The sequence below is a fragment of the Micromonospora sp. CA-248089 genome, from assembly GCF_050948515.1.
Taxonomy (GTDB): domain Bacteria; phylum Actinomycetota; class Actinomycetes; order Mycobacteriales; family Micromonosporaceae; genus Micromonospora.
Genome location: NZ_CP192016.1, coordinates 4,775,892 through 4,797,982, shown reverse-complemented (window position 1 = coordinate 4,797,982; position 22,091 = coordinate 4,775,892). Strand labels below are relative to the sequence as shown.

The 22,091-nt window shown below is 73.1% G+C and carries 20 protein-coding genes; 5 read left to right on the top strand and 15 right to left on the bottom strand.

The window, feature by feature from the left end:
* Window positions 1–47: 47 nt before the first annotated feature.
* Entirely contained in the window at window positions 48–1,037 is a 990-nt protein-coding gene (gene lipA / locus ACQP26_RS22390) for a lipoyl synthase (protein ID WP_269704787.1), read from the bottom strand.
* 412 nt (window positions 1,038–1,449) lie between these two features.
* On the opposite strand from lipA, the gene aspS reads away from it, so the two are divergent.
* Window positions 1,450–2,736 carry an aspartate--tRNA(Asn) ligase gene (gene aspS / locus ACQP26_RS22385; RefSeq protein WP_433493907.1) on the top strand — a complete coding sequence of 429 codons (1,287 nt, stop codon included), beginning with the start codon at window positions 1,450–1,452 and terminating at the stop codon, window positions 2,734–2,736.
* Window positions 2,737–3,113: 377 nt separating this feature from the next.
* Here the strand turns inward: aspS and ACQP26_RS22380 are convergent, their stop codons facing one another.
* From ACQP26_RS22380 to ACQP26_RS22370, 3 genes are all read right to left on the bottom strand, one after another.
* Window positions 3,114–3,506 carry a VOC family protein gene (locus ACQP26_RS22380; RefSeq protein WP_433493906.1) on the bottom strand — a complete coding sequence of 131 codons (393 nt, stop codon included), beginning with the start codon at window positions 3,504–3,506 and terminating at the stop codon, window positions 3,114–3,116.
* 5 nt (window positions 3,507–3,511) lie between these two features.
* Window positions 3,512–4,153 (bottom strand): lipoyl(octanoyl) transferase LipB, encoded by a 642-nt coding sequence (gene lipB, locus ACQP26_RS22375; protein ID WP_433493905.1) that lies wholly within the window; start codon window positions 4,151–4,153, stop codon window positions 3,512–3,514.
* A 70-nt stretch (window positions 4,154–4,223) separates the two neighbouring features.
* Window positions 4,224–6,035, bottom strand: coding sequence for a DUF2079 domain-containing protein (locus ACQP26_RS22370; RefSeq protein ID WP_433493904.1), 1,812 nt, complete (start codon window positions 6,033–6,035; stop codon window positions 4,224–4,226).
* A 174-nt stretch (window positions 6,036–6,209) separates the two neighbouring features.
* On the opposite strand from ACQP26_RS22370, the gene ACQP26_RS22365 reads away from it, so the two are divergent.
* Window positions 6,210–7,451 carry an extracellular catalytic domain type 1 short-chain-length polyhydroxyalkanoate depolymerase gene (locus ACQP26_RS22365; protein WP_433493903.1) on the top strand — a complete coding sequence of 414 codons (1,242 nt, stop codon included), beginning with the start codon at window positions 6,210–6,212 and terminating at the stop codon, window positions 7,449–7,451.
* A gap of 28 nt (window positions 7,452–7,479) precedes the next feature.
* Here the strand turns inward: ACQP26_RS22365 and ACQP26_RS22360 are convergent, their stop codons facing one another.
* From ACQP26_RS22360 to ACQP26_RS22325, 8 genes are all read right to left on the bottom strand, one after another.
* The gene (locus tag ACQP26_RS22360) at window positions 7,480–8,379 is read right to left on the bottom strand and encodes a TIGR01777 family oxidoreductase (RefSeq protein WP_433493902.1); all 900 of its coding nucleotides are present in this window, start codon (window positions 8,377–8,379) and stop codon (window positions 7,480–7,482) included.
* A gap of 93 nt (window positions 8,380–8,472) precedes the next feature.
* Complete coding sequence (locus tag ACQP26_RS22355) at window positions 8,473–8,895, bottom strand: type II toxin-antitoxin system VapC family toxin (protein ID WP_433493901.1); 423 nt, start codon at window positions 8,893–8,895, stop codon at window positions 8,473–8,475.
* Complete coding sequence (locus tag ACQP26_RS22350; RefSeq protein ID WP_269704794.1) at window positions 8,885–9,154, bottom strand: type II toxin-antitoxin system Phd/YefM family antitoxin; 270 nt, start codon at window positions 9,152–9,154, stop codon at window positions 8,885–8,887. The genes ACQP26_RS22355 and ACQP26_RS22350 overlap by 11 nt, the downstream gene beginning before the upstream one ends.
* Before the next feature lie 67 nt (window positions 9,155–9,221).
* Window positions 9,222–10,232, bottom strand: coding sequence for an aldo/keto reductase (locus ACQP26_RS22345; protein WP_433493900.1), 1,011 nt, complete (start codon window positions 10,230–10,232; stop codon window positions 9,222–9,224).
* Between the two features lie 11 nt (window positions 10,233–10,243).
* A complete protein-coding gene (locus ACQP26_RS22340) occupies window positions 10,244–11,191 on the bottom strand; it encodes an LLM class flavin-dependent oxidoreductase (RefSeq protein ID WP_433493899.1) in 948 nt (315 codons plus the stop codon).
* 69 nt (window positions 11,192–11,260) lie between these two features.
* Window positions 11,261–12,139 (bottom strand): oxidoreductase, encoded by an 879-nt coding sequence (locus tag ACQP26_RS22335; RefSeq protein WP_269704797.1) that lies wholly within the window; start codon window positions 12,137–12,139, stop codon window positions 11,261–11,263.
* Between the two features lie 73 nt (window positions 12,140–12,212).
* The gene (locus ACQP26_RS22330) at window positions 12,213–13,547 is read right to left on the bottom strand and encodes a low temperature requirement protein A (RefSeq protein ID WP_433493898.1); all 1,335 of its coding nucleotides are present in this window, start codon (window positions 13,545–13,547) and stop codon (window positions 12,213–12,215) included.
* A gap of 44 nt (window positions 13,548–13,591) precedes the next feature.
* The gene (locus tag ACQP26_RS22325) at window positions 13,592–14,158 is read right to left on the bottom strand and encodes a TetR/AcrR family transcriptional regulator (protein ID WP_433493897.1); all 567 of its coding nucleotides are present in this window, start codon (window positions 14,156–14,158) and stop codon (window positions 13,592–13,594) included.
* Between the two features lie 147 nt (window positions 14,159–14,305).
* On the opposite strand from ACQP26_RS22325, the gene ACQP26_RS22320 reads away from it, so the two are divergent.
* On the top strand, window positions 14,306–15,250 hold the full coding sequence (locus ACQP26_RS22320) for an SDR family NAD(P)-dependent oxidoreductase (RefSeq protein WP_269704800.1): 945 nt from the start codon (window positions 14,306–14,308) through the stop codon (window positions 15,248–15,250).
* A gap of 61 nt (window positions 15,251–15,311) precedes the next feature.
* Here ACQP26_RS22320 and sucB read toward each other — a convergent pair whose 3' ends face one another.
* Both sucB and lpdA read right to left on the bottom strand, forming a co-directional pair.
* Window positions 15,312–17,150 carry a 2-oxoglutarate dehydrogenase, E2 component, dihydrolipoamide succinyltransferase gene (gene sucB, locus ACQP26_RS22315; protein WP_269704801.1) on the bottom strand — a complete coding sequence of 613 codons (1,839 nt, stop codon included), beginning with the start codon at window positions 17,148–17,150 and terminating at the stop codon, window positions 15,312–15,314.
* 66 nt (window positions 17,151–17,216) lie between these two features.
* Window positions 17,217–18,608, bottom strand: coding sequence for a dihydrolipoyl dehydrogenase (gene lpdA / locus ACQP26_RS22310; RefSeq protein WP_269704802.1), 1,392 nt, complete (start codon window positions 18,606–18,608; stop codon window positions 17,217–17,219).
* Between the two features lie 179 nt (window positions 18,609–18,787).
* On the opposite strand from lpdA, the gene ACQP26_RS22305 reads away from it, so the two are divergent.
* Entirely contained in the window at window positions 18,788–19,117 is a 330-nt protein-coding gene (locus ACQP26_RS22305; RefSeq protein ID WP_064448299.1) for a hypothetical protein, read from the top strand.
* A 74-nt stretch (window positions 19,118–19,191) separates the two neighbouring features.
* Here the strand turns inward: ACQP26_RS22305 and ACQP26_RS22300 are convergent, their stop codons facing one another.
* Window positions 19,192–20,760 carry a leucyl aminopeptidase gene (locus tag ACQP26_RS22300; protein ID WP_433493896.1) on the bottom strand — a complete coding sequence of 523 codons (1,569 nt, stop codon included), beginning with the start codon at window positions 20,758–20,760 and terminating at the stop codon, window positions 19,192–19,194.
* Window positions 20,761–20,926: 166 nt separating this feature from the next.
* Here ACQP26_RS22300 and gcvT point away from each other — a divergent pair, with 166 nt between their 5' ends.
* Window positions 20,927–22,051: a glycine cleavage system aminomethyltransferase GcvT gene (gene gcvT / locus ACQP26_RS22295; RefSeq protein ID WP_433493895.1), complete on the top strand. Its 1,125-nt coding sequence runs from the start codon at window positions 20,927–20,929 to the stop codon at window positions 22,049–22,051.
* Window positions 22,052–22,091 lie beyond the last annotated feature (40 nt).

The window sequence follows — 22,091 nt, the reverse complement described above, 5'->3', positions numbered from 1 at the left end:
GGCATCCGGCGGGCGGCGGCGGCGGGTGACGCGGTCGACGGCCGGCCTCAGCCGGCGACCGGAACCTCCCGGCGGGCGGCGAGCGCCTGCTGGTAGAGGCGGCCCGCGCGGTACGACGAACGGACCAGCGGGCCGCTCATCACGCCCGCGAAGCCGATCTCCTCGGCCTCCTCGCGCAGCTCGACGAACTCCTCCGGCTTGACCCAGCGGGTCACCGGGTGGTGCCGGGGGGAGGGGCGCAGGTACTGCGTGATGGTGATCAGCTCGCAGCCCGCCTCGTGCAGGTCGCGCAGCGCCTGGGACACCTCGGCGCGCTCCTCGCCCATGCCGAGGATCAGGTTGCTCTTGGTGACCAGGCCGTCGGCCCGCGCCTGGCGGATCACGTCCAGCGAACGCTCGTAGCGGAACGCCGGGCGGATCCGCTTGAAGATGCGCGGCACCGTCTCCACGTTGTGCGCCAGCACCTCGGGCCGCGAGCCGAAGACCTCGGCGAGCTGCTCCGGTACGGCGTTGAAGTCGGGGATCAGCAGCTCGACACCGCAGCCGGACTGCAGCGCGTGGATCTGCCGGACCGTCTCGGCGTAGAGCCAGGCACCGCCGTCGGGCAGGTCGTCGCGGGCGACACCGGTGATGGTCGCGTAGCGCAGGCCCATCGCGGCGACCGACTCGGCGACACGCCGCGGCTCGTCGGCGTCGAACTCGGCCGGCTTGCCGGTGTCGATCTGGCAGAAGTCGCAGCGCCGGGTGCACTGGTCACCACCGATGAGGAAGGTGGCCTCCCGGTCCTCCCAGCACTCGTAGATGTTGGGGCAGCCGGCCTCCTGGCACACGGTGTGCAGCCCTTCGCGCGAGACGAGCCCGCGCAACTGGGTGTACTCCGGGCCCATCTTGGCCTTCACCTTGATCCATGGCGGCTTGCGCTCGATCGGCGTCTCGGCGTTGCGCGCCTCGATCCGCAGCATCCGCCGCCCCTCCGGGGCGACGGTCGCGGTGCGCGCTGGCTGCTCAGTCGTCGGCGCGGATTGCTCGATCGTCACAAAACCGAGCGTACGCCGGTCGGCGCCGGTCGATGAACGTGGGCGACGGCCGTCACGCCGGAATCGCTGTGACACCGGACACCAGGGGTGAAAAAACCCGGTCACAGCGCGGCCCGCGCGGTGCTAGCGTGCCGGGCAGAGCTGTGACGGAGCCGAGTAACGGACCGATCCGCCAGTCGAGAGAGCCGCCGGTTGCTGCGAGGCGGTCTGGCGCCGGTCCGTGAAGACCCTCCCGAGCTGCGGGAAGAACGGCGCGTCGCGCCCAGTAGAGCCCGCCCGGCCGGCCCCGGTGAAAAGGCGACGAACGAGGTTCCCGCTTCGGCGGGGACGAAGGTGTGGTGGCACCGCGAGGTTCCCGCTCGCCCACACCTCCCTGGGGATCGCGTTGCGATTGGTCAAGGAGGTAGTCGTCGTGCAACGCATCCTGTCCACCCAACTCCCCGCCCATGTGGGCGCCACCGTGCGGCTCGCCGGCTGGGTCCACCGCCGCCGGCTGCTCAAGTCGGTGGCCTTCCTGATCGTCCGCGACGCCGCCGGGCTCGCGCAGGTGGTGGTCGCCGCGCCCGCCGTGCGCGAGCAGATCGAGGCGCTCACCGAGGAGACGGTCGTCGAGGTCGTCGGCACCGTGGTCGCGAACGCCACCGCGCCCGCCGGGGTCGAGGTCGTCGAGCCGACGGTACGTCCGCTCGGGCCGACCGCCGTCCCGCCCCCGTTCGACCTGTACCGGCCGGTGCTCACCGCCGGCCTGCACACTCAGCTCGACCACGCGCCGGTCGCGCTGCGGCACCCGGTCCGCTCCGCCGCGCTGCGGGTATCGGCGGCCGCCGTGTCCGGCTTCCGGGCCACGCTCGACGGGCAGGGCTTCGTCGAGGTGCACACGCCGAAGGTGGTCGCCTCGTCCACCGAGAGCGGGGCGAACGTGTTCGCGCTGGACTGGTTCGGGCGGCCCGCCTACCTGGCCCAGTCGCCGCAGTTCTACAAGCAGCTCATGGTGGGCGTCTTCGAGCGGGTGTACGAGGTGGGGCCGGTGTTCCGTGCCGAGCCGCACGACACGGTGCGCCACCTGGCCCAGTACACGTCGCTCGACGTCGAGCTGGGGTTCGTGGCCGACCACCGGGACGTGATGACGGTGCTGCGGGAGACCCTGGCCGGGATGGTGGCGACCGTCGGCGAGCGGGCCGGTGGGGCGCTGACGACGCTCGGCGTGACGGTGCCGCAGGTGCCGGCCGAGATCCCGGCGGTGCACTTCACCGACGCGCTGAAGATCGCCGGGGCGCCGCCTTCCGAACCCGACCTGGCGCCGGCGCACGAGCGGGCGCTGGGGGAGTGGGCGCTCCGCGAGCACGGGAGCGACTTCCTCTTCGTCACCGGGTACCCGATGGCGAAGCGCCCCTTCTACACCCACCCGGACCCGGCCCGGCCCGCGTACTCGAACGGTTTCGACCTGCTGTTCCGGGGCGTGGAGCTGGTCACCGGCGGGCAGCGCCTGCACCGGCACGCCGACTACCTGGCCGCGCTCGCGGCGCGGGGCGAGCCGGTGGAGCCGTACGCCGGGTACGTGGACGCGTTCCGGCACGGCATGCCGCCGCACGGCGGGTTCGCGATCGGGCTGGAGCGATTCGTCGCGCGGCTCGTCGGTGCGGCGAACGTCCGGGAGGTGACCGCCTTCCCGCGCGACCTGCACCGCCTCACGCCCTGACCGGCGGCTCTCGGCCGCGCCGGGGCTGGGAAACCAGCCCCGGCGCGGACACTGAGAGTGAGGGGAGGTCGTCTCCGGCTGCGGTCACGGTCCGTAAGGGTGCGCTAGATGTCGCGCGGGTGCCCTTGTTGCCTCCGGAGCGGGCTGAGCAGGGGTTATGGCGGCGCCCGCCGAGGGGGAGGGACGGGTGCGTGCGCCCTTTGCTCTGCAGCCACCGACGCATCGATCGACCAGGAGTGACCGTCGCGTATCCGGCTGCAGAGCAAAGTCGGCGAGAGGGGACAACCCTCGGGCACGGCTTCTGTCACTCACGGTGACCGCAGGGCGCTGGCCTGCGGCGGCGATCGGACCGGTCGGCCACCGTGTGTCCGAGGCGGTCAGGCCGGGCCGAGCAGGTCCCAGGGGTTGCCGGCGATGTCGCGGAAGACCGCGACCCGGCCGTACGGCTCGGTGCGGGGTGGCCGGACGAACTCGACGGCCGCGTCGACCATCCGGCGGTACACCGCCTCGAAGTCGTCGACCTGCAGGAAGAAGCCCACCCGGCCGTGGGTCTGGTCGCCCACCGCGCCGGCCTGGTGTTCGCCGTCGGCGCGGGCCAGCAGCAGGCCGGTCCCGCCGCCCGGCGGGCGTACCACCACCCAGCGCTTGGGCCGGCCGTCGTTCGTCAGGGACGGGCTGTCCTCGGCCAGCTCGAAGCCGAGCACCTCGGTGAAGAACGCGATGGCCGGGTCGTACTCGGCCACGACGAGCGTGACCAGGTCGAGCCGCACCGGGCTCAGACCCGCGTCAGCGTCGGCAGGTGCCGTTCGACCACCGGCAGCACGTCGGCCACGGTGATCGGCCGGCCCAGCTCGGCGGTCAGCGAGGTGACCCCGGCGTCGCGGATGCCGCAGGGCACGATCCGGTCGAAGAAGCCCAGGTCGCAGTCGCAGTTGACGGAGAAGCCGTGCAGCGTGACGCCGCGGGCCACCCGGATGCCGATGGCGGCCACCTTGCGGGCCGGCCCCCTGTCGTCCTCCGGCACCCACACGCCGCTGCGTCCCTCGACCCGGCCGGCGGCCAGCCCGAACTCGGCACACACGTCGATCAGCAGTTGCTCGGTGCGGCGGACGTACGCGACCACGTCGACCGGGTCGGGCAGCCGGACGATCGGGTAGCCGACGAGCTGCCCCGGACCGTGCCAGGTGATCTTCCCGCCGCGGTCCACGTCCACCACCGGGGTGCCGTCCATCGGCCGGTCCCACGGCTCGGTGCGCTTGCCGGCGGTGTAGACGCTGGGGTGCTCCAGCAGCAGCACGGTGTCGCCCTGCTCGCCGGCCACCACCGCCTCGTGCAGCCGGCGCTGCTCGTCCCAGGCGGCCTGGTAGTCGAGCAGGCCGGCGCGGACGGCGGTCAGCCCGGAAGTCGTCACGCTCACCCGTCCAGCCTAGTCCCGCCCACCGGGAACCGGACCCGTGAGCCTCGTCGCCATCGGGCCGAGGCGGCGGTCAGGCCGGCACCCGCCACAGCCAGACGTCCTCGACCCGCTCGGGCGGGCCGAGCAGCGCGGCGGCGGTGCGCCGCAGCGCCTCCTCGTCGACGTCGAACTTGGCGCCGTGCACCCGGTCCGGCAGCACCACCGCCTGGACCCCCCAGTAGCGCAGGTCCGCCCGGGACGCCCGGATGCTGCCGTCGGTGATGATCGGCACCAGGCCGGTCCGCCCAGCCTGATCCATCAGCGAGTCGAAGGTGCGCGGCACCGGGCCGATCCGGCCCCGGCCCTCCGGCCCGCCCGGCCCGAGGAAGAACCCGGACGGGATCCGGAACTCACCCTGCCGGTTCGCCAGCGCGTACGCCTGCCAGCGCTGCCCGTCCGGGTAGACGTCCACGGTCAGCGGCAGCGGGGTCAGCACCCCGTCCGGCGGGACGTAGCGCTGCCAGGCGCCACTGGTGATGAACTGCGGAATCGGCTCGCGGACGCTGGTGAGCAGCGGCGTCGGCACCAGCGGCAGCAGCGCGGCGACGAAGCCGAGCGCCCAGGCCAGCCCGCTCACCCGGTGCCGTGGCGGCCGGGCGCGCAGCGTGTCGATCGCGTACGCCAGCAGCAGGCCGATCACCGGCGCGACCACGAGCGCCAGCCGGGACGGCAACGCCGCGTTGATCACCGGCAGGTTGTCCAGCACCCCGAACGGCAGCGTCTGGTCGAAGCGGCGGCCGTTCCACTTCACCGTCGGCCCCCACGACAGCACCGCGAAGACCACGGCGGTCACGCCGAGCGCCGCGAGCGTGGCCCGGAACGCCCGGTCCGCGCGCCACCACAGCAGCGCGAAACAGGCGACGGCGAGCAGGAGCAGCGGTACGCCGAAGAACGAGTTCTCCTCCGTCGGGTTGGGCGCCAGCGAGGTGCCCCACCCGGCCCAGCCGGCCAGCGACCGGCGCGGGTACGACCCGTACGCGGCGATGTCCTCGGAGTGGATCAGCGGGTCGAACCCGGTGCCGTGGAACCGTTGCGGCCCGAGGAAGTGCAGCCAGAGCGGGTACGCCAGCAGCGCCCCGGCGACGAGCGCCGTCACGCCCAGCCCGGCCGCCATCCGGGGCAGCGCGGCGCGTACCTCGGACCGGCGGGCCGGGTGCAGCGCCCACACGGCGAGGAACACGCCGAGCGCCAGCGCGGTGAAGAACAGCCCCTCGGCGGCGATCGAGAACGCGACCGCCACCAGCAGCCCGAGCACGATCCCGCCGGTGACCGCCCGGCCCGGGCGACGCAGCCGGAACACGCCCCAGATCAGCAGCGGCACCAGCCAGCCCGCCGTCCAGTTCAGGTGTGCGTTCGCGTGCGACACCATCGCCGGGCAGAAGGCGATGAACAGCGCGGCCACACCGGCGGCCAGCCGGCTGCGCACCAGGTGCCGGCTGAGCAGCCAGTACCAGGCCACCGCCGTCGCGGCCAGGTTGAGCGTGAGGATCACCAGGAAGGTCGCGGGCGGCCCGATCAGGTACGTCAGGGGCGCGAAGACCGCCGCGTACACGGTGATCGAGGTGTTCACCGCGAGGTTCACCCCGTCCGGCACGTTGATCAGCGTGGTGAACAGCGGGTTCTGGCCGTGGGTCAGCGCGTGCCCGCCGAACGCCAGCAGCCACTCGAACAGCGCCTGGTCGCTGGAGTTGACGGTGATGGCCCGGCTGTTCGGATCCCGCCACATGCCACTGGTCACCCAGAGGGCCAGGGTCAGCGCGGCGAGCGTCACCAGCAGGTCGGAGCGCCGGTCGCGGACAGCTGTCGGCGACCGGCCGGTGGCCGGGGACGGGGAGGAGGGCACGCAGCGGACGTTACCAACCGGACCTGGGCAGACCGCCCGGACACGAAACTCGGCCGCACACTTCGGTGGTCGTGAATGTGTGAGCGGCGGCCATTCCGGTGTGACGAAACGCGGCCGTAACGTCGCGGCAACCCGGAAGTGACTCAGTTCACATTCCACGATCGGGAGGTCCCCGTGCCCCGCTCCTCATCCCTCATCGCCCGCGTCGCCGGGGCGGCGGCCGGGGTCGTGCTGGCCGCGGCCACCGCGCTGGTCGCCGCCCTTCCCGCCCAGGCCGCCTCGCTGACCCAGGTCACCGGCTTCGGCTCCAACCCCGGCAACCTGGCCATGTACGCGTACCGCCCGGACGGCCTGCCCGCCGGCGCGCCCGCCGTGGTGCTGCTGCACGGCTGCGTGCAGAACGCCTCGACGTACGTCGCCAACTCCGGCTGGCAGAAGTACGCCGACCAGTGGAAGTTCACGCTCATCGCGCCGCAGCAGCCCAGCGGCAACAACGCCAACTCCTGCTTCAACTGGTTCGAGACCGGCGACACCGCGCGCGGCCAGGGTGAGACGCTGTCGATCAAGCAGATGGTCGACTACGCCAGGACCACCTACGGCACCGACGGCGCCCGGGTCTACGTCAGCGGCCTCTCCGCCGGTGGTGCGATGAGCGCGGCCATGCTCGCCGCCTACCCGGACGTCTTCGCCGGCGGCTCGATCATCGCCGGCATCCCGTACCGCTGCGCCACCAGCACCGTCACCGCGTTCAGCTGCATGAACCCGGGCGTGGACAAGACCCCGGCGCAGTGGGGCGACCTGGTCCGCGGCGCGTACGCCGGCTACTCCGGCAAGCGGCCCCGGGTGGCGATCTGGCACGGCACCAGCGACACCACGGTGGCGACCGCGAACGCCGCCGAGTCGCGGGACCAGTGGACCAACGTGCTGGGCGTGCCGACCACCCCGACCAGCACGTCCACGCTGCCGTCCGGGACGAGCCTGGAGGTCTACGGCGCCGACCAGGTCCGTCTCTACCGGGTCTCCGGGATGGGCCACGGCACTCCCGTCGACCCGGGTACGGGCGCGGACCAGTGCGGCACCGCCGGGGCGTACTTCCTGGACACCATCTGTTCGACGTACCGCGACGCGGTCTTCTTCGGGCTCGGCGGTGGCGGCGCCTCGCCCAGCCCGACCCCGACGGCGACCGCGTCACCCACCCCGACCGCGTCACCGACCCCGACCGCCTCGCCCTCGCCGACCAGTGCGCCGGTCTGCGTCACCGCCAGCAACTACGCGCACGTCGTGGCCGGGCGGGCCTACCAGTCCGGCGGGTACGCCTACGCGCTCGGCAGCGGGCAGCGGATGGGCCTCTACAACACCTTCTACACGAGCACGCTCAAGCAGACCGGACCCGCGTACTGGGTGATCGGCTGCTGAACCGCGACGCCGCGCCGCCCTCGCGGGCTCACTCCGTGAGGGCGGCGCGCAGCGCGCCCGGCAGGTCCGGATGCGTCCAGGGGAAGCCGGACTTGTCGAGCACGCCCGGCAGCACCCGGCTGCTGGTGAGCGCCTCCTGTGAGAAGCCGCCGAGCACCACCTTCAGCGCCACCGCCGGGATCGGCATGATCGCCGGGCGGTGCAGCTGCCGGGCCAGCTCCCGGCTGAAGTCGGCGTTGGTGACCGGCGCCGGGCCGACCACGTTGACCGGGCCCGCCACGTCGTCGTGGTCCAGCAGGAACTTCGCCGCGTTCAGCCAGTCCCGCATCGAGATCCACGGCACCCACTGCCGCCCGCTGCCCAGCTTGCCGCCGACGCCCAGCCGGAACGGCAGCAGCTGCGGCTTGAGCAGGCCGCCGTCGCGGTGCAGCGGCAGTCCGGTACGCAGGCGAACCACCCGTACCCCGGCGTCCTCGGCCGGCCGCGTCGCGGCCTCCCACACCCGGCAGACGTCGGCCAGGAACCCCTCACCCGCAGGCGCCTCCTCGGTGACCGCCCGGTCGCCGGTGTTGCCGTACCAGCCGACGGCGGAGGAGTTCAGCAGCACTGCGGGCCGGTCGGCGGCGGGCAGGCCGGCGATCGTGATGGCGAGCGTGGTGGTGCTGTCCACCCGGCTGGTCCGGATCAGCTTGCGGTACTCGTCGTTCCAGCGCTTGTCGCCCACCCCGGCGCCGGCCAGGTTCACCACCGCGTCGGCGTCGGCGACGCACTGCGGGTCCAGCTGCGCGGCGGACGGGTTCCACTGCCGTTCGGCGGGTGTGCGTGGTGGGCGGCGGACCAGGCGGGTGACCTGGTGGCCGTCCGCGGTGAGGCAGTCGACCAGTCGGGTGCCGAGGAAGCCGGACACGCCGGCCATGAGGATCCGCATGCTCACATCTTCCGATACGAACCCCGATTCGGATGCGTTGAGCGAAATCACTCACTCGTCACGCCGGCCGGGTTGCGCGCCGCCCGTCGCCCCTCAGCCGGTCGGCCTGTTGACCGGATGCACGGTGATCAGACCGTCGAGTCCGAGGAAGTCGGCGGGGTTCGTGGTGTAGAGAGGAAGCGCGTTGGCGTGTGCGACGGAGGCGATCATCAGGTCCGCCACCCGGCGGCGTGTGCCTCGTCCGGCGGCGAGCACAGCCGCTGAAACCAGGCCGAATGCCCGCGCCGCCTCGGCGTCGAACGGAAGTGGTTCGAACGTGGCTTCGACGTGTTGCAGGACGCTCATCCGGTGGGCACGCTCGCGCGGATCGTCGGTGTGATGTGGACCGGCCGAGAGTTCGGCAAGCGTGACCGCACTGATGACCATCTCGTCGGGCAGTTCCGCGCCGTCGAGGCCAGCCAGATGGATGACGATGTTGGTGTCGATCAGACCGCGAACGGGGAGGTCACCATTCACGGCCGGGCAGATCCTGGTCGATTGCGGCGTCGAGGTCGGCCCGGAAGCGTGCCTCGTCCAGCCGTGGTGCGCTGGCGAAGGCGGCGAGCACCTCGGCTCGCGGCACGAACGTGCGCCGCCGGATCGGGATCAACCGCCCGATCGGCGTGCCGTTGCGGGTGATGGTGAAGGACTCTCCGCGCTCGACTCCGCGCATGATGGCGCCGGAGTCGTTGCGCAGCTCGCGTTGGGTGATCTCGCGATGAGCGTGCTCGGCCACACCGGCAGCCTACCGCCTGTGTGCTACGAAGTGCTACAGGTTGTCCGCGTCGGTGCGGCCGGGCCGGTCAGGCGTCGGCCGGGGCGGTGCGCAGGTCGGCGAGCAGGCGTTCCACCTCGGCGAAAGCCGCCTCCGGCAGCGGCCCGTACGCCAGCGCGCCGAGGTTCTCCTCGGCCTGCGCCACCGTCCGGCAGCCGGGGATCGGCAGCGTCTGCGGGCTGCGGGCGAGCAGCCAGCCCAGCGCGCCCTGGGCGAGGGTCCGGCCGTCTGCGGTCAGCGCCGCACGGACCCGGGCCACCCGCTCGGACCACTCGGCGCGCGGTACGCCGCCGGTGAACCAGTCCAGCCACTCCGGCGCCACGCCGCGTACGTCGTCGTCGCCCCGGGCGGTCGGCGCGTCATGGTACTTCGCGGTGAGCAGGCCCATCGCCAGCGGCCCCCGGTTCAGGGCGGCCAGGTCGAACTCCGCGCAGACCGCGAGCATGGCGGCGTTGTCCCGCAGCACCGACTGGTCGTGCTGGATCGCCGCGCAGTGCGGTCCCGCCTCGGCGAAGGCGCGCGCCGAGGTGGGGTCGTCGGTGCTCCAGCCGTACGCCCGGATCTTGCCCTCCGCGACCAGGTCCTCCAGCGTTCCGACGAGGTCCAGTGCCCGCGGTACCGGCAGGCCGCCCAGGTGGAGCTGGTAGAGGTCGACGTGGTCGGTGCCGAGCCGGCGCAGCGAACCCTCCAGGCTGCGCCGCGCGTAGTCCGCGGTGGCGTCCTCGCCGAGCGCCTGGCGGGTCTCCTCGTCGGTGGGGTAGCCGAACTTGGTCGCGATGACCGCCCGGTCCCGGCGGCCGGCGAGCGCGCGCCCCAGCACCCGTTCGCTGTGCCCCGCGCCGTAGTTGCTGGAGGTGTCGAACAGCGTCGCGCCCAGCTCCAGGGCCCGGTGGACGGTACGCACCGACTCGTCGTCGTCCACCTCGCCCCAGCCCAGCGGCTGGGTGCCGTCCCAGAGCGGGCCGCCGATCGCCCAGCAGCCCATGCCGATCGCGCTGACCTCGATGCCGCTGCGGCCCAGCCGTCGTGTCGTCGTCATGCGGCCAGTGTTCACCGTCGAGTGTGCTCGAAGTCCAGCTCTTTTCCCGCCAGCCGGGGCAGGAGCGGGGCGAGCGCGTCGACCGCTCCGGCGCGTACCACGAAGCGGGTGACGCCCCAGCGGCGCTCGTGCCCGGCCACGGCCGCGACGATCTCGTCGGGCGTGCCGGCCAGCACGAACGGGGTGGCCAGCACCTCCGCCGGGGTGAGTCCGGTCTCGGCGGCCGTCCCGGCGGCGGCCGCCTCCGCGTCGTCGGTGACGGCGACGTGCTGGACCAGCGCCTCCAGGACCGGCGGGGTGTCCCGGTCGGCGGCGCCGGCCGCGACGCAGGCGAGCTGCGCCTCGATCTGGTCGGCCCGCCACCGGACGGTGTGCTGGTGGCCGTCGGGCAGGGTACGGCCGAAGCCGGCCAGGCCGACCACGTCGGCGTGCCTCCCGGCCCAGCGCAGCAGCGCCGAGTTGGACGTGCCCACGGTCAGCGGGATCCGGTCCTGGACCGGCCGGGGCGCCGTGAGACGGGCGGTGTGCGCGGTCAGCTCCTCGGTGTCCACAGTGACCTCGTCGCCGGCCAGCAGCGCCCGTACCGCCTCGGTCACCGCGACGCAGCGGCGGACCCGGCCGGCGACGTCCGGGCGCTCGCGTCCGACGGCCCGCCACTCGGCCGGCGTGTGGCCCGCCCCGACGCCGAACCGGGCCCGCCCGCCGGAGACCACGTCCAGGGTGGCCACGTCGGCGGCGAGCAGGATCGGCTCGCGGACGCCGGCGTTGGAGACGTACGAGCCGAGGCCCAGCGTGCTGGTCACGGCCGCCGCGGCGGCCAGCGCGACGAACGGCGACGCGCAGTCGCCGGGGTGGTCGGCCGCGAACAGCGCGTCGAAGCCGGCCGCCTCGACGGTACGGGCCAGCTCGGTCCAGCTCGCCGCGTCGGTGGGTTGGGCCTGTACGGAGAAGGTCGCCATCGTCTCAGCATCGGCGCGCACGCAGCGGTGGGCCACCCCGTACGCGCCGATTCTGCCGACGGCCGAACGTCACACCGCGTCGAGGCGGGCCAGGTCGGCGGGGGAGAGACGCAGCGCGGCGGCGGCGACGTTCTGCTCCAGGTGCGCGGGGTCGCCGGTGCCGGGGATGGCCAGCACGTTCGGGCCCCGGGCCAGCGTCCAGGCCAGCCGGACCTGGGTCGCCGTTACGCCGTGCTCCCGGGCCACCGCGAGCACCTCCGGGTGCTCCTCGCCGGTCGCGCCGGCCTCCCGGCCGCTGGTGACGATGGAGAAGAACGGCACGAACGCGGTGCCGTGCGCCGCGCAGTCCCGGATCAGCTCGTCGTGGCTGCGGCGGTAGCCCAGGCCGTACGAGTTCTGCACGCACACCACCGGGGCGATGGCGCGCGCCTCGGCGACCTGGTGCGGGCGTACGGCGGAGACGCCGAGGTGCCGGATCAGCCCGGCGTCGCGCAGCTCGGCCAGTGCGCCGAAGTGCTCGGACAGCGGCTCCGGGCCGTGCACCCGCAGGTTGATCACGTCCAGGTGGTCGCGGCCGAGCTGGCGCAGGTTCTCCTCCACCTGCCCGCGCAGCTGGTCCGGGCGGGCCGCCGGCAGCCACTGCCCGGACGGGTCCTTGCCCGGCCCGACCTTGGTGACGATGACCAGACCCTCCGGGTACGGCCACAGCGCCCGGTTGATCAGCTCGTTGGCCGAGCGCAGCGGCGAGAAGTAGAACGCGGCCGTATCGATGTGGTTGACGCCCAGCTCGACGGCGCGGCGCAGTACGGCGACGGCCCGGTCCCGGTCGCTGGGGCTGCCGTCGGCGTTCGCGGTCAGCCGCATCGCGCCCAGGCCCATCCGGTTGACGGTCAGGTCGCCGAGCTGCCAGGTGCCGGCCGCGCCGGCGTGGACGGTGTCGATGGTCATGTGGCCCCCGTATCCCTCAGGTGTGGCCCCGCGGCGGGGCCGACAGGTTTCACGGAGGCGGCGGGCCGCTGGTTCACTCGCCTTCGTCGCGGTCGTCGGGCCGTTCGTGCCAGCGGGCCCGCCAGGCCGCCTCGTGCGCCTCGTGGCTGGCGCGTTCCTCGAAGATCAGCTTTCGCAGGGCCCGCCGGCCCTCGTCGAAGACGATCACTTCGACGGCCACCATACCCACGGTGATGGCGGTGAGCATGCCCAGCGCGGCCAGCCCCGGCACCCGTTCCGCGACCGGGATGGTCAGGCCGAGCAGCAACGCCGTCGCGACCCGCGTCCAGCTCAGCGTGCGCAGGGTACGCAGCTGGAACAGCATGTTGCCGCAGAGGTAGCAGATCACGCCGCCGAACAGCAGCGGTACGCCGGGACCGTGCGCCGGTTCGCTCGGTGGCACGTTCGGGTCGGCGATCCCGTGCACGATCGTCTCGGCGCCGAGCGCGAACAGGATGATGCCCGCGATCATCGGCAGGAACAGGTACGCGTACGCGTCCCGGGCCATCGCCACCCGGGGGCCGTCCTGCGCGACGTGCAACGCGATCCGGGCGGCCGGCCCGATCATGTCGTAGTGCGCCCACCAGAGCGCGGCGGTGAAGAAGATGCCGAGTACCGCCGCCGCGACGGCGGGCCAGGTCGGCGGCTGGCCGAGCAGGTTGCTGCCCACGCCGACCGAGATGACCGACTCGCCCAGCGCGATGATCAGGATCAGGTCGTACCGCTCGGTCCAGTGCTCGGCCGACGCGACGCCCCAGCCCCAGGTGCCGGCGATCATGCCGCTGCCGTACTGGAGCAGGATGACCACCGCCCACAGCACGTCCCGGAGCGCCGCCGCGGAGAACAGGTCGTCGATCCTCGGCGGCAGCAGCGCGGCGACCAGCAGCAGCGCGGTGCTGCCGATCAGTTCCGGGGCGAACCGGATCAGTTGCCGGCGCTCGTTCGGGCTGTCCCGTACCGCGTGCCGGTACAGCAGCAGGTGGATCAACCGCAGGACGGTGTAGCTGAGCGCCGCGACCATCGGCCCGGCCGCGTTGCCGCGCGGGTCGCGGAACGCGTGCGGCAGCGAGAGCGCGAACGTGAACAGCGCGGCCATGCCGACGGTCATGAGCACCGGGACGAAGCCCTCGCCGAGGCGTACCCGGGTGGCGACCACGCTGTGCACCACCCACGACCACCAGAGCACGGCGAGGACCAGCAGCGCGTGCAGCAGCGCGCCGCCGGTCACCTGCAGGGCGGTGGCCCGGGTGATGATGAAGAACGAGAAGACGAAGACCAGGTCGAAGAAGATCTCGAACCGGTCGACCCGGGCGCCGGGGGCCACCGGCACCGCCGGTCCCAGGCGTCCCCGCCACCCGTACGAGCCCACCGGCCGAGTCTGTCAGCGCAGGTCGGGCCGGGTGGCCGATTCGGTCAGCCCGGCCGGTGCCGCAGACCGTCCATCAGCAGGTCGAGCAGGCGTCCGGCCTGGGCGCGCTGGTCCGGCTCGCCGGCCACCAGGGAGACCCCGCTGAGGCTGGCGAGCACGTCGGCGGCGGCCACGTCGGCGCGCAGGGCACCGGCCGCCGCGCCGGCCGCGAGCAGTTCGCCGAGCGCGGCCAGCAGCCGGTCGCGGCTCTGCGCGTACGGGTTGGCGCCGGAGGCGATGACCAGCCGCAGCGCGTCGGCCATGCCCCGCTTGGTGGCGAGGTAGTCGACGAACCGGTCCATCCACGCGCGCAGCGCCGCGTCGGCGGGCTGGGCGGCGAGCAGCGCCGGGGCGGCGTCGCAGAGCTTCTCCAGCTCGTTGCGGTACGCCGCCTCGATCAGCGCCTCCCGGCTGGGGAAGTGGCGGTAGAGCGTGCCGATGCCGACGCCGGCCTCCTTGGCGACCCGGTCCAGCGTTACCTCCGGGCCGTCCTGGGAAAACGCCTGGACCGCGGCGTCCAGCAGCCGCTGCCGGTTGCGCAGCGCGTCCGCGCGCAGCGGTCGGTCGGGCACGGTTCCTCCTCGGCTCGACCGGGTCGCGGCCCGGGTCGGTGGTAACCGGAGTCTCCTCCGGTTATGCTGAGCAAGTAACGGAGGATCCTCCGCTTCTGATCGTAGCGGGCGGACATCGGTCCGCGTCGCCGTCGACAAGGATGGACCATGACAACCCCGACACCAGTCACCACCCCGTTCTCCGCCGAGACCACCGCCCTGGAGGTGGTCAGTGACCTGGACCTGACCGGCCGGCGGGCCGTCGTCACCGGCGGCGCCTCCGGGATCGGCGTCGAGACCGCCCGCGCGCTCGCCGCCGCCGGGGCCGACGTCACCCTCGCCGTACGCAACACCGAGGCCGGTCAGCGTGCCGCCGCCGAGATCACCGGTGCCACCGGCAACGACCGGATCCTGGTCGCCCCGCTCGACCTGGACGATCTCGCGTCGGTGGCCGCGTTCGTCCGGAACTGGGACGGGCCGCTGCACATGCTCGTCAACAACGCCGGGATCATGGCCTCCCCGGAGATGCGTACCCAGCAGGGCTGGGAGATGCAGTTCGCCACGAACCACCTCGGCCACTTCGCGCTGGCCACCGGACTGCGCCCGGCGCTCGCCGCGGCCGGTGGCGCGCGGATCGTCTCGGTCAGCTCGGGCGCCCACCTGCGCTCGCCTGTGGTGTTCTCCGACATCCACTTCCGGCAGCGGCCGTACGACCCGTGGCTGGCGTACGGGCAGTCCAAGACCGCGAACGTGCTGTTCGCGGTGGAGGCGACCCGTCGCTGGGCCGACGACGGCATCTACACCAACGCGCTGATGCCCGGCGCGATCCGGACCAACCTGCAGCGCTACATCACCGAGGAGGAACTGGTCCGGATGCGCGCGCAGAGCGGTGGCGGCGCGGCCTCGTTCAAGACCCCCGAGCAGGGCGCGGCGACCTCGGTGCTGGTCGCCGCCTCACCGCTGCTCGACGGCGTCGGCGGCCGGTACTTCGAGGACTGCCAGGAGGCCGGGCCGAACCAGCCGGGCACGCGGACCGGCTGGGCGCCGTACGCCCGGGACCCGGAGGCCGCCGAGCAGCTCTGGACCGTATCCGAGGAGCACCTGAAGGGCTGAGGCCGCACACGACGAAGGGGGCGCGCGGCATGTCGCCGCGCGCCCCCTCGCCGTACGGGATCTACAGACCCAGCTCGGCCTCGAAGTTGCCGCCCTCCAGCCGCTGCTTCACGGCGGTGAGGAAGCGGGCCGCGTCGGCGCCGTCGATCAGCCGGTGGTCGTACGACATGGCCAGGTAGACCATCGACCGGATCGCGACGACCTCACCCAGCTCCGGGTCGTTGACCACGACCGGGCGCTTCACCACGGCACCCGTGCCGAGCATCGCCGACTGCGGCGACGGCACGATCGGGGTGTCGAACAGCGCGCCCCGGCTGCCGGTGTTGGTGATCGTGAAGGTCGCCCCGGCCATCTCGTCCGGGGTGATCTTGTTGGCCCGGGTGCGCTCGGCCAGGTCGGCGATCCGCTTGGCGATGCCGCCCATGTTGAGGTCACCGGCGTTGTGGATGACCGGCACGAGCAGGCCGCGCTCGGTGTCCACGGCGATGCCCAGGTGCTCGGCGGCCGGGTAGGTGATCGTGCCGCCGTCCAGGTCCATGCTGGCCTGGACGATCGGGTACGTCTGGAGCGCCTCGATCGCGGCCAGCGCGAAGAACGGCAGGAAGGACAGCTTCACGCCGTGCTTGGCCTGGAACGAGTCCTTGGCCCGCGCCCGCAGCTTGGCGACCTTGGTGACGTCGACCTCGACGACGGTGGTCAGCTGCGCCGTCTCGTGCAGCGACTGCTGCATCCGCTTGGCGATGGTGGCCCGGATGCGCGGCAGCTTCTCCGTGGTGCCCCGCTTGGCGCTCGGCTCCGGCTTGGCGGCCGGCTTTGCCGGGGCCTCGGCCTTGGCGGCCGGCGCGGCGGCGGCCGGCTCCGGCTTGGCGGCCTTCGCCTTCTCGGCCGCCTCCAGCACGTCCTGCTTGCGGATGCGGCCACCCACGCCGGTGCCCTTGAGCGAGCCCAGGTCCACGCCGTGCTCGGCGGCGAGCTTGCGCACCAGCGGCGTCACGTACCCGGCGGAGTCCTCGCCGAACTCGGCCGGAACGCTCGGACGCTGCGCGGCGGCCGGCGCGGACGGCTGGGCTGCCGCCTCGGCCTTGGCCGGCTGCGCTGCCTTCTCCGCCTCGGCGGCCGGCTCGTTGTAGGACGCGCCCGGCGTCGGCTCCTCGACCTTCGGCTCCGGCTTCGGCTCGGGCTTCGCCTCGACCTTCGGCTCCGGCTTGGGCTCGGGCTTCGGCTCCGCCTTCGCGGGGGCGGCACCGGCCACCCCGACGATCGCCAGCACGGCGCCGACGTCGGCGGTCTCGTCCTCGGCGACCTTGATCTCCTGCAGCGTGCCGGCGACCGGCGACGGGATCTCGGTGTCGACCTTGTCGGTGGAGACCTCCAGCAGCGGCTCGTCCACCTCGACGGTCTCGCCGACCTGCTTGAGCCAGCGGGTGACCGTACCCTCGGTGACGCTCTCGCCCAGGGCCGGCATGGTCACCGGCGTGCCCTCGCCCGACGACGCGGCGGGCTGGGCCGGCTCCTCGACGGCCGGCTGCTCGGCCTCGGCGCCCGGCTCGGCGGCGGCCTCCTCGGCCTGCTGCTCCGGCTCGGGGCCGGTGCCCTCGGCGGCGGCCGTCGGCTCGGTGGCCGGCTCGGCCTCCTCGGTGGGAGCCGCGCCCGCGTCCTCGCCCTCGCCGGCGATGACCGCCAGCTCGCTGCCGACCTCGGCGGTCTCGTCCTCGCCGACCACGATCCGGCTCAGCACGCCCGCCGCGGGGGACGGGATCTCGGTGTCGACCTTGTCGGTCGACACCTCGAGCAGGGGCTCGTCGACCTCGACGGTGTCACCCTCCTGCTTGAGCCAGCGCGTGACGGTGCCCTCGGTGACGCTCTCGCCGAGCCGGGGCATGGTGACCGATACCGGCATGTTCTCCAGACTCCTTCATTCCCCTGGTGGGATCATCGCCCGTCGCCGGACGCCGCGGTTGTCGTGTCAGGCGTGCGAGTGCAGCGGCTTGCCGGCCAGGGCCAGGTGCGCCTCGCCCAGAGCCTCGTTCTGCGTCGGGTGGGCGTGCACGAGCTGCGCCACCTCGGCCGGGTACGCCTCCCAGTTGTAGATGAGCTGCGCCTCGCCGATCAGCTCACCGACCCGGGCGCCGACCATGTGCACGCCGACCACCGGGCCGTCGTCCACCCGGACCAGCTTCACGTGGCCGGCGGTCTTGAGGATCTGGCTCTTGCCGTTGCCGCCCAGGTTGTAGTTGTAGGTCTTGATCTTGTCGGCGCCGTACTGCTCCTTGGCCTTCGCCTCGGTCAGGCCGACCGACGCCAGCTCCGGGTCGCAGTAGGTGACGCGCGGGATGCCGGCCTCGTCGATGACGGCCGGGCTCTTCCCGGCGATCTCCTCGGCGACGAAGATGCCCTGCTGGAAGCCGCGGTGCGCGAGCTGCAGGCCGGGCACGATGTCGCCGACCGCGTAGACGTTCGGCACGCTGGTGCGCAGCCGCTCGTCGGTCAGCACGTAGCCGCGGTCCATCTTGACGCCCTGCTCCTCGTAGCCGAGGCCGGCGGTGTTCGGGCCACGGCCCACGGCGACCAGCAGCAGCTCGGCCTCGACCGTGTCGCCGCCCTGAATGGTCAGCTTCACGCCCTTGTCGGTCTTCTCGACCTTCTCGAACGGCTTGCCGACCTTGAAGTTGATCTTCCGCTTGCGGAACGCCCGCTCCAGCGCCTTCGACGACTCCTCGTCCTCGGCCGCGACCAGGCGGGGCAGCGCCTCGACGATGGTCACGTCCACGCCGAAGGACTTCCAGACGCTGGCGAACTCGACGCCGATCACGCCGCCGCCGAGCACGATCGCCGACGACGGGACGCGGTCCAGGGTCAGGGCGTGGTCGCTGGTGATGATCCGCTCACCGTCGACGTCCAGGCCGGGCAGGCTCTTGGCGTACGAGCCGGAGGCCAGCACGACGTTGCGGCCGGTGTAGCGCTTGCCGTCCACCTCGACGACGTTCTTGCCGACCAGCTTGCCCGCGCCGGCCACGAAGGTGATCTTCTTGCTGCCGCCCACCAGGCCCTGCAGGCCCTTGTACAGACGGGAGATCACGCCGTCCTTGTACGAGTTGACCGCCTTCATGTCGATGCCGACCAGCTCGGCCTTCACGCCGAACTGCTCGGACTCGCGGGTCTGGTCGGCGATCTCGGCGGCGTGCAGCAGCGCCTTGGTCGGGATGCACCCGTTGTGCAGGCAGGTCCCGCCCAGCTTGCTCTTCTCGATGAGGGCGACGGAGAGGTCCAGCTGGGCGGCACGCAGCGCCGCCGCGTAGCCGCCGCTACCACCTCCGAGGATGACGATGTCGAAGGTCGTGTCGTTCGGCTCGCTCACATCCAACTCCCAGGTCGCGTCACTGCATCGGGGGTTACGGCGGAGTAACAGGCACACCCCACCTCGGTCATCTTGTCACCACCACGGACCGGGCGCGTACCGAGGTGCCCAACGACACGTCGGTGACACGTACCCTTGGCACCGTTCTCGATGACGGCGGTGGGGGAGGAGTGGATTCGGTGGGGCTGTTCCGACGACGCAAGCGGGCGGCCCCGGCGAGCCGCGACCGCGCCGCCGACCGTGCCGATCTGGACCATCTGGAGAACTTCGTCCGGACCCGGAAGGGCGTCGAGGCGTACATCGAGCCTCGTACGACAGTCACCGAGACCACGATCATGCTGATCGCCGACGACGGCGAGTGGACCCGGCGGCGCGTCGGCGGGCCGGACGAGGCTCGCCGCTGGGCGCACCGGATCGCCATTCCGATCTACGACGTGCGGCTGATGGGCTACCCGCAGCGCATGCGCGACTACAACGAGCGCCGCAAGCGCCGTCCCGAGCTGTACTGAGGCTCTCGGGCGCAGGTGTTGAAAAGGGCCCCTTCTGCAACGCCAGGCGTTGAGAAGGGGCCCTTCCCTACACGTCAGCCGTTGGTGGCGACGTCCTCGACCAGGTGCACGAGCGTACGCACCGGCACGCCGGTGCCGCCCTTGGTCCAGTAGCCGGTCGCCTCACCCGAGTGGTAGCCCGGGCCGGCGATGTCGATGTGCGCCCACGCCACGTCGTCGGTGACGAACTCGCGCAGGAACACGCCGCCCTGCAGCATGTGCCCGGCCCGGTCCATCCCGGCGTTGACCTGGGAGATGTCCGCGACCTCGGACTCCATGCCCTTGCGCACGTCGTCCGGCAGCGGCATCGGCCAGGCCGGCTCGCCGGTCGCGTCACCGGCGACCCGCACCCGCTCGCACAGCTCCGGGGTGCCCATCACACCGGCGATCCGCTTGCCCAGCGCGATCACCTGGCCGCCGGTCAGCGTGGAGGTCTCGAACAGGTAGTCGGCGCCGTCCGCGCAGGCCCGCGCCATCGCGTCGGCCAGCACCATCCGGCCCTCGGCGTCGGTGTTGAGCACCTCCACCTTCTTGCCGTTGAACATGCTGATCACGTCGCCCGGCCGGTAGCTGGTGCCCGACGGCATGTTCTCCGCCATCGGCAGGTAGCCGGTGACGGTGACCGACGGCTTGAGCGCCGCGACCGCCAGCATGGCCGCGCCGACCGCCGCCGCGCCGGCCATGTCCGACTTCATCTCCCACATGCCCTGCGCCGGCTTGATCGAGATACCGCCGGTGTCGAACGTGATGCCCTTGCCGACCAGCGCGACCCGCTTGCCGTTGCCGCCGCCGGAGGGCGTGTAGGTGATCTTCACCAGCCGCGGCGGTGCCTCGGAGCCCTGGCCGACGGCGAGGATGCCGCCGTAGCCACCGGCCTTGAGCGCCGCCTCGTCCAGCACCTCGACCTCCAGCCCCGCCTCGCGGGCCGCGGCGGAGACGACATCGGCGAACGCCGGGGGACGCAGCTCGTTCGGCGCGGTGTTCACCCAGTCCCGGCTGGTCCGCACCGCGCCGGCCACCGCCTGCGCCCGCGCCACCTCGGCCTGGGCGGTCGCGTCCGCCGCGTCCGGCACCGCCACCAGCACCTCGGCCACCGGCTCGCGCCGGGCCGGCTGCGGCTTGGTCTTGTAGCCGGCGAACCGGTAGCCGCCCAGCAGCGCGCCCTCGGCGACCGCGCGCAGCGCGGCCAGGGCGTCGGCGTCGTCGGGCAGCGGCAGGGCCAGGGCGACGCGCGAGGCGCCGGCCAGCGCCCGTACGGCGGCGCCGGCGGCCCGGCGCAGCGACTCCGGGGCCGGAGCGGCGCCCGAGGGCTCCGGGCCGAGGCCGACGGCCACGACCAGCGGGGCGGTCACGGTGCCCAGCGTGGCCAGCTTGATCACCTCACCCGGGCCACCGGTCGCGCCGAGCAGGGCCAGCGTCGCGGTCAGCTTTCCGTCGAACGCGGCGGCGATGCTCTCCCCGCCGGTGGCCAGCAGCAGGGCGTGGGCGGGTGCGCCGTTGCCCGGCTCGGTGGTCTGGCTGTGCACGCCGATCACGATCGCGTCGACGGCGAGTTCGGCGGGGTCGGTGTCGACCAGGCTGAGGGTGGTGCGGGGCGATGTCACGAAAGCTACTCCGGGCGGGCCGGGCCGGCCGCGTCGTCGCGTACCGGCGATGAAGGTGTCTCCGGCGGCAACCTACCCGCCGGGAGGCGTGGCTGTCCCGCCGATGCGTGCCGACGGGATCCCGCCGATGCTAACCACAGCGGTCCGGGCCGGTAAGTTGCCACCCATGACCGAGGTGACCTCCGACGCCGCCGAGACCCGGCTGCGCCGCTCCCCGCTGCACGAGCGGCACACCGCGCTCGGCGCGAAGTTCGCCCCCTTCGGGGGCTGGCAGATGCCGCTCGAGTACGCCGGTGGCGGCGTGCTCAAGGAGCACACGGCCGTCCGCGAGGGCGTCGGCGTGTTCGACGTCTCGCACCTGGGCAAGATCCGGGTCACCGGGCCGGGCGCGGCGGACTTCGTCAACGCCTGCCTCACCAACGACCTCGGCCGGATCACCCCCGGCCAGGCGCAGTACACGCTCTGCTGCGACGACGCCACCGGCGGCGTGGTGGACGACATCATCGCCTACCTGCACGCCGACGACCACGTCTTCCTGGTGCCCAACGCGGCCAACACCGCCGAGGTGGCCCGCCGGCTGCGCGCCGCCGCGCCCGCGGGCGTCACCGTCACCGACGAGCACGAGGCGTACGCGGTGCTCGCCGTCCAGGGACCGCGCTCGGCGGACCTGCTGGGCGCGCTCGGCCTACCCACCGGGCACGACTACATGAGCTTCTCCACCGCCACGCTCGACGGGGTGGAGTTGACGGTGTGCCGCACCGGCTACACCGGCGAGATGGGCTACGAGCTGGTCGTGGCGTCCGAGCACGCGGTCGCCGTCTGGGACGCGCTGTTCGCGGCGGCCGACGACGTCCGCGCCTGCGGCCTGGCCGCCCGGGACACGCTGCGCACCGAGATGGGCTACCCGCTGCACGGGCAGGACCTGTCCCCGGAGATCACCCCGGTGCAGGGCCGCTCCGGCTGGGCCGTGGGCTGGGACAAGGCGGCTTTCTGGGGCCGCGACGCGCTGCGCGCCGAGAAGGCCGCCGGCCCGGCCCGTACGCTGCGCGGCCTCACCGCCGTCGACCGGGCCATCCCGCGCCCCGGCATGGCCGTCTACGCGGGCGACCGGCAGGTCGGCACCGTCACCAGCGGCACGTTCAGCCCGACGCTCAAGCAGGGCATCGCGCTGGCGCTTGTCGACACCGACCCGAAGCTGCCCGACGGGGACGAGCTGGAGGTGGACATCCGTGGCCGCCGCGCCCGGATGCGTCTGACCCGGCCGCCGTTCGTCAAGCCCTCGGTGCGCTGAGGCCGGAGGCGGGCCCGCCCTCGGTGCGCTGAGCCGCGCG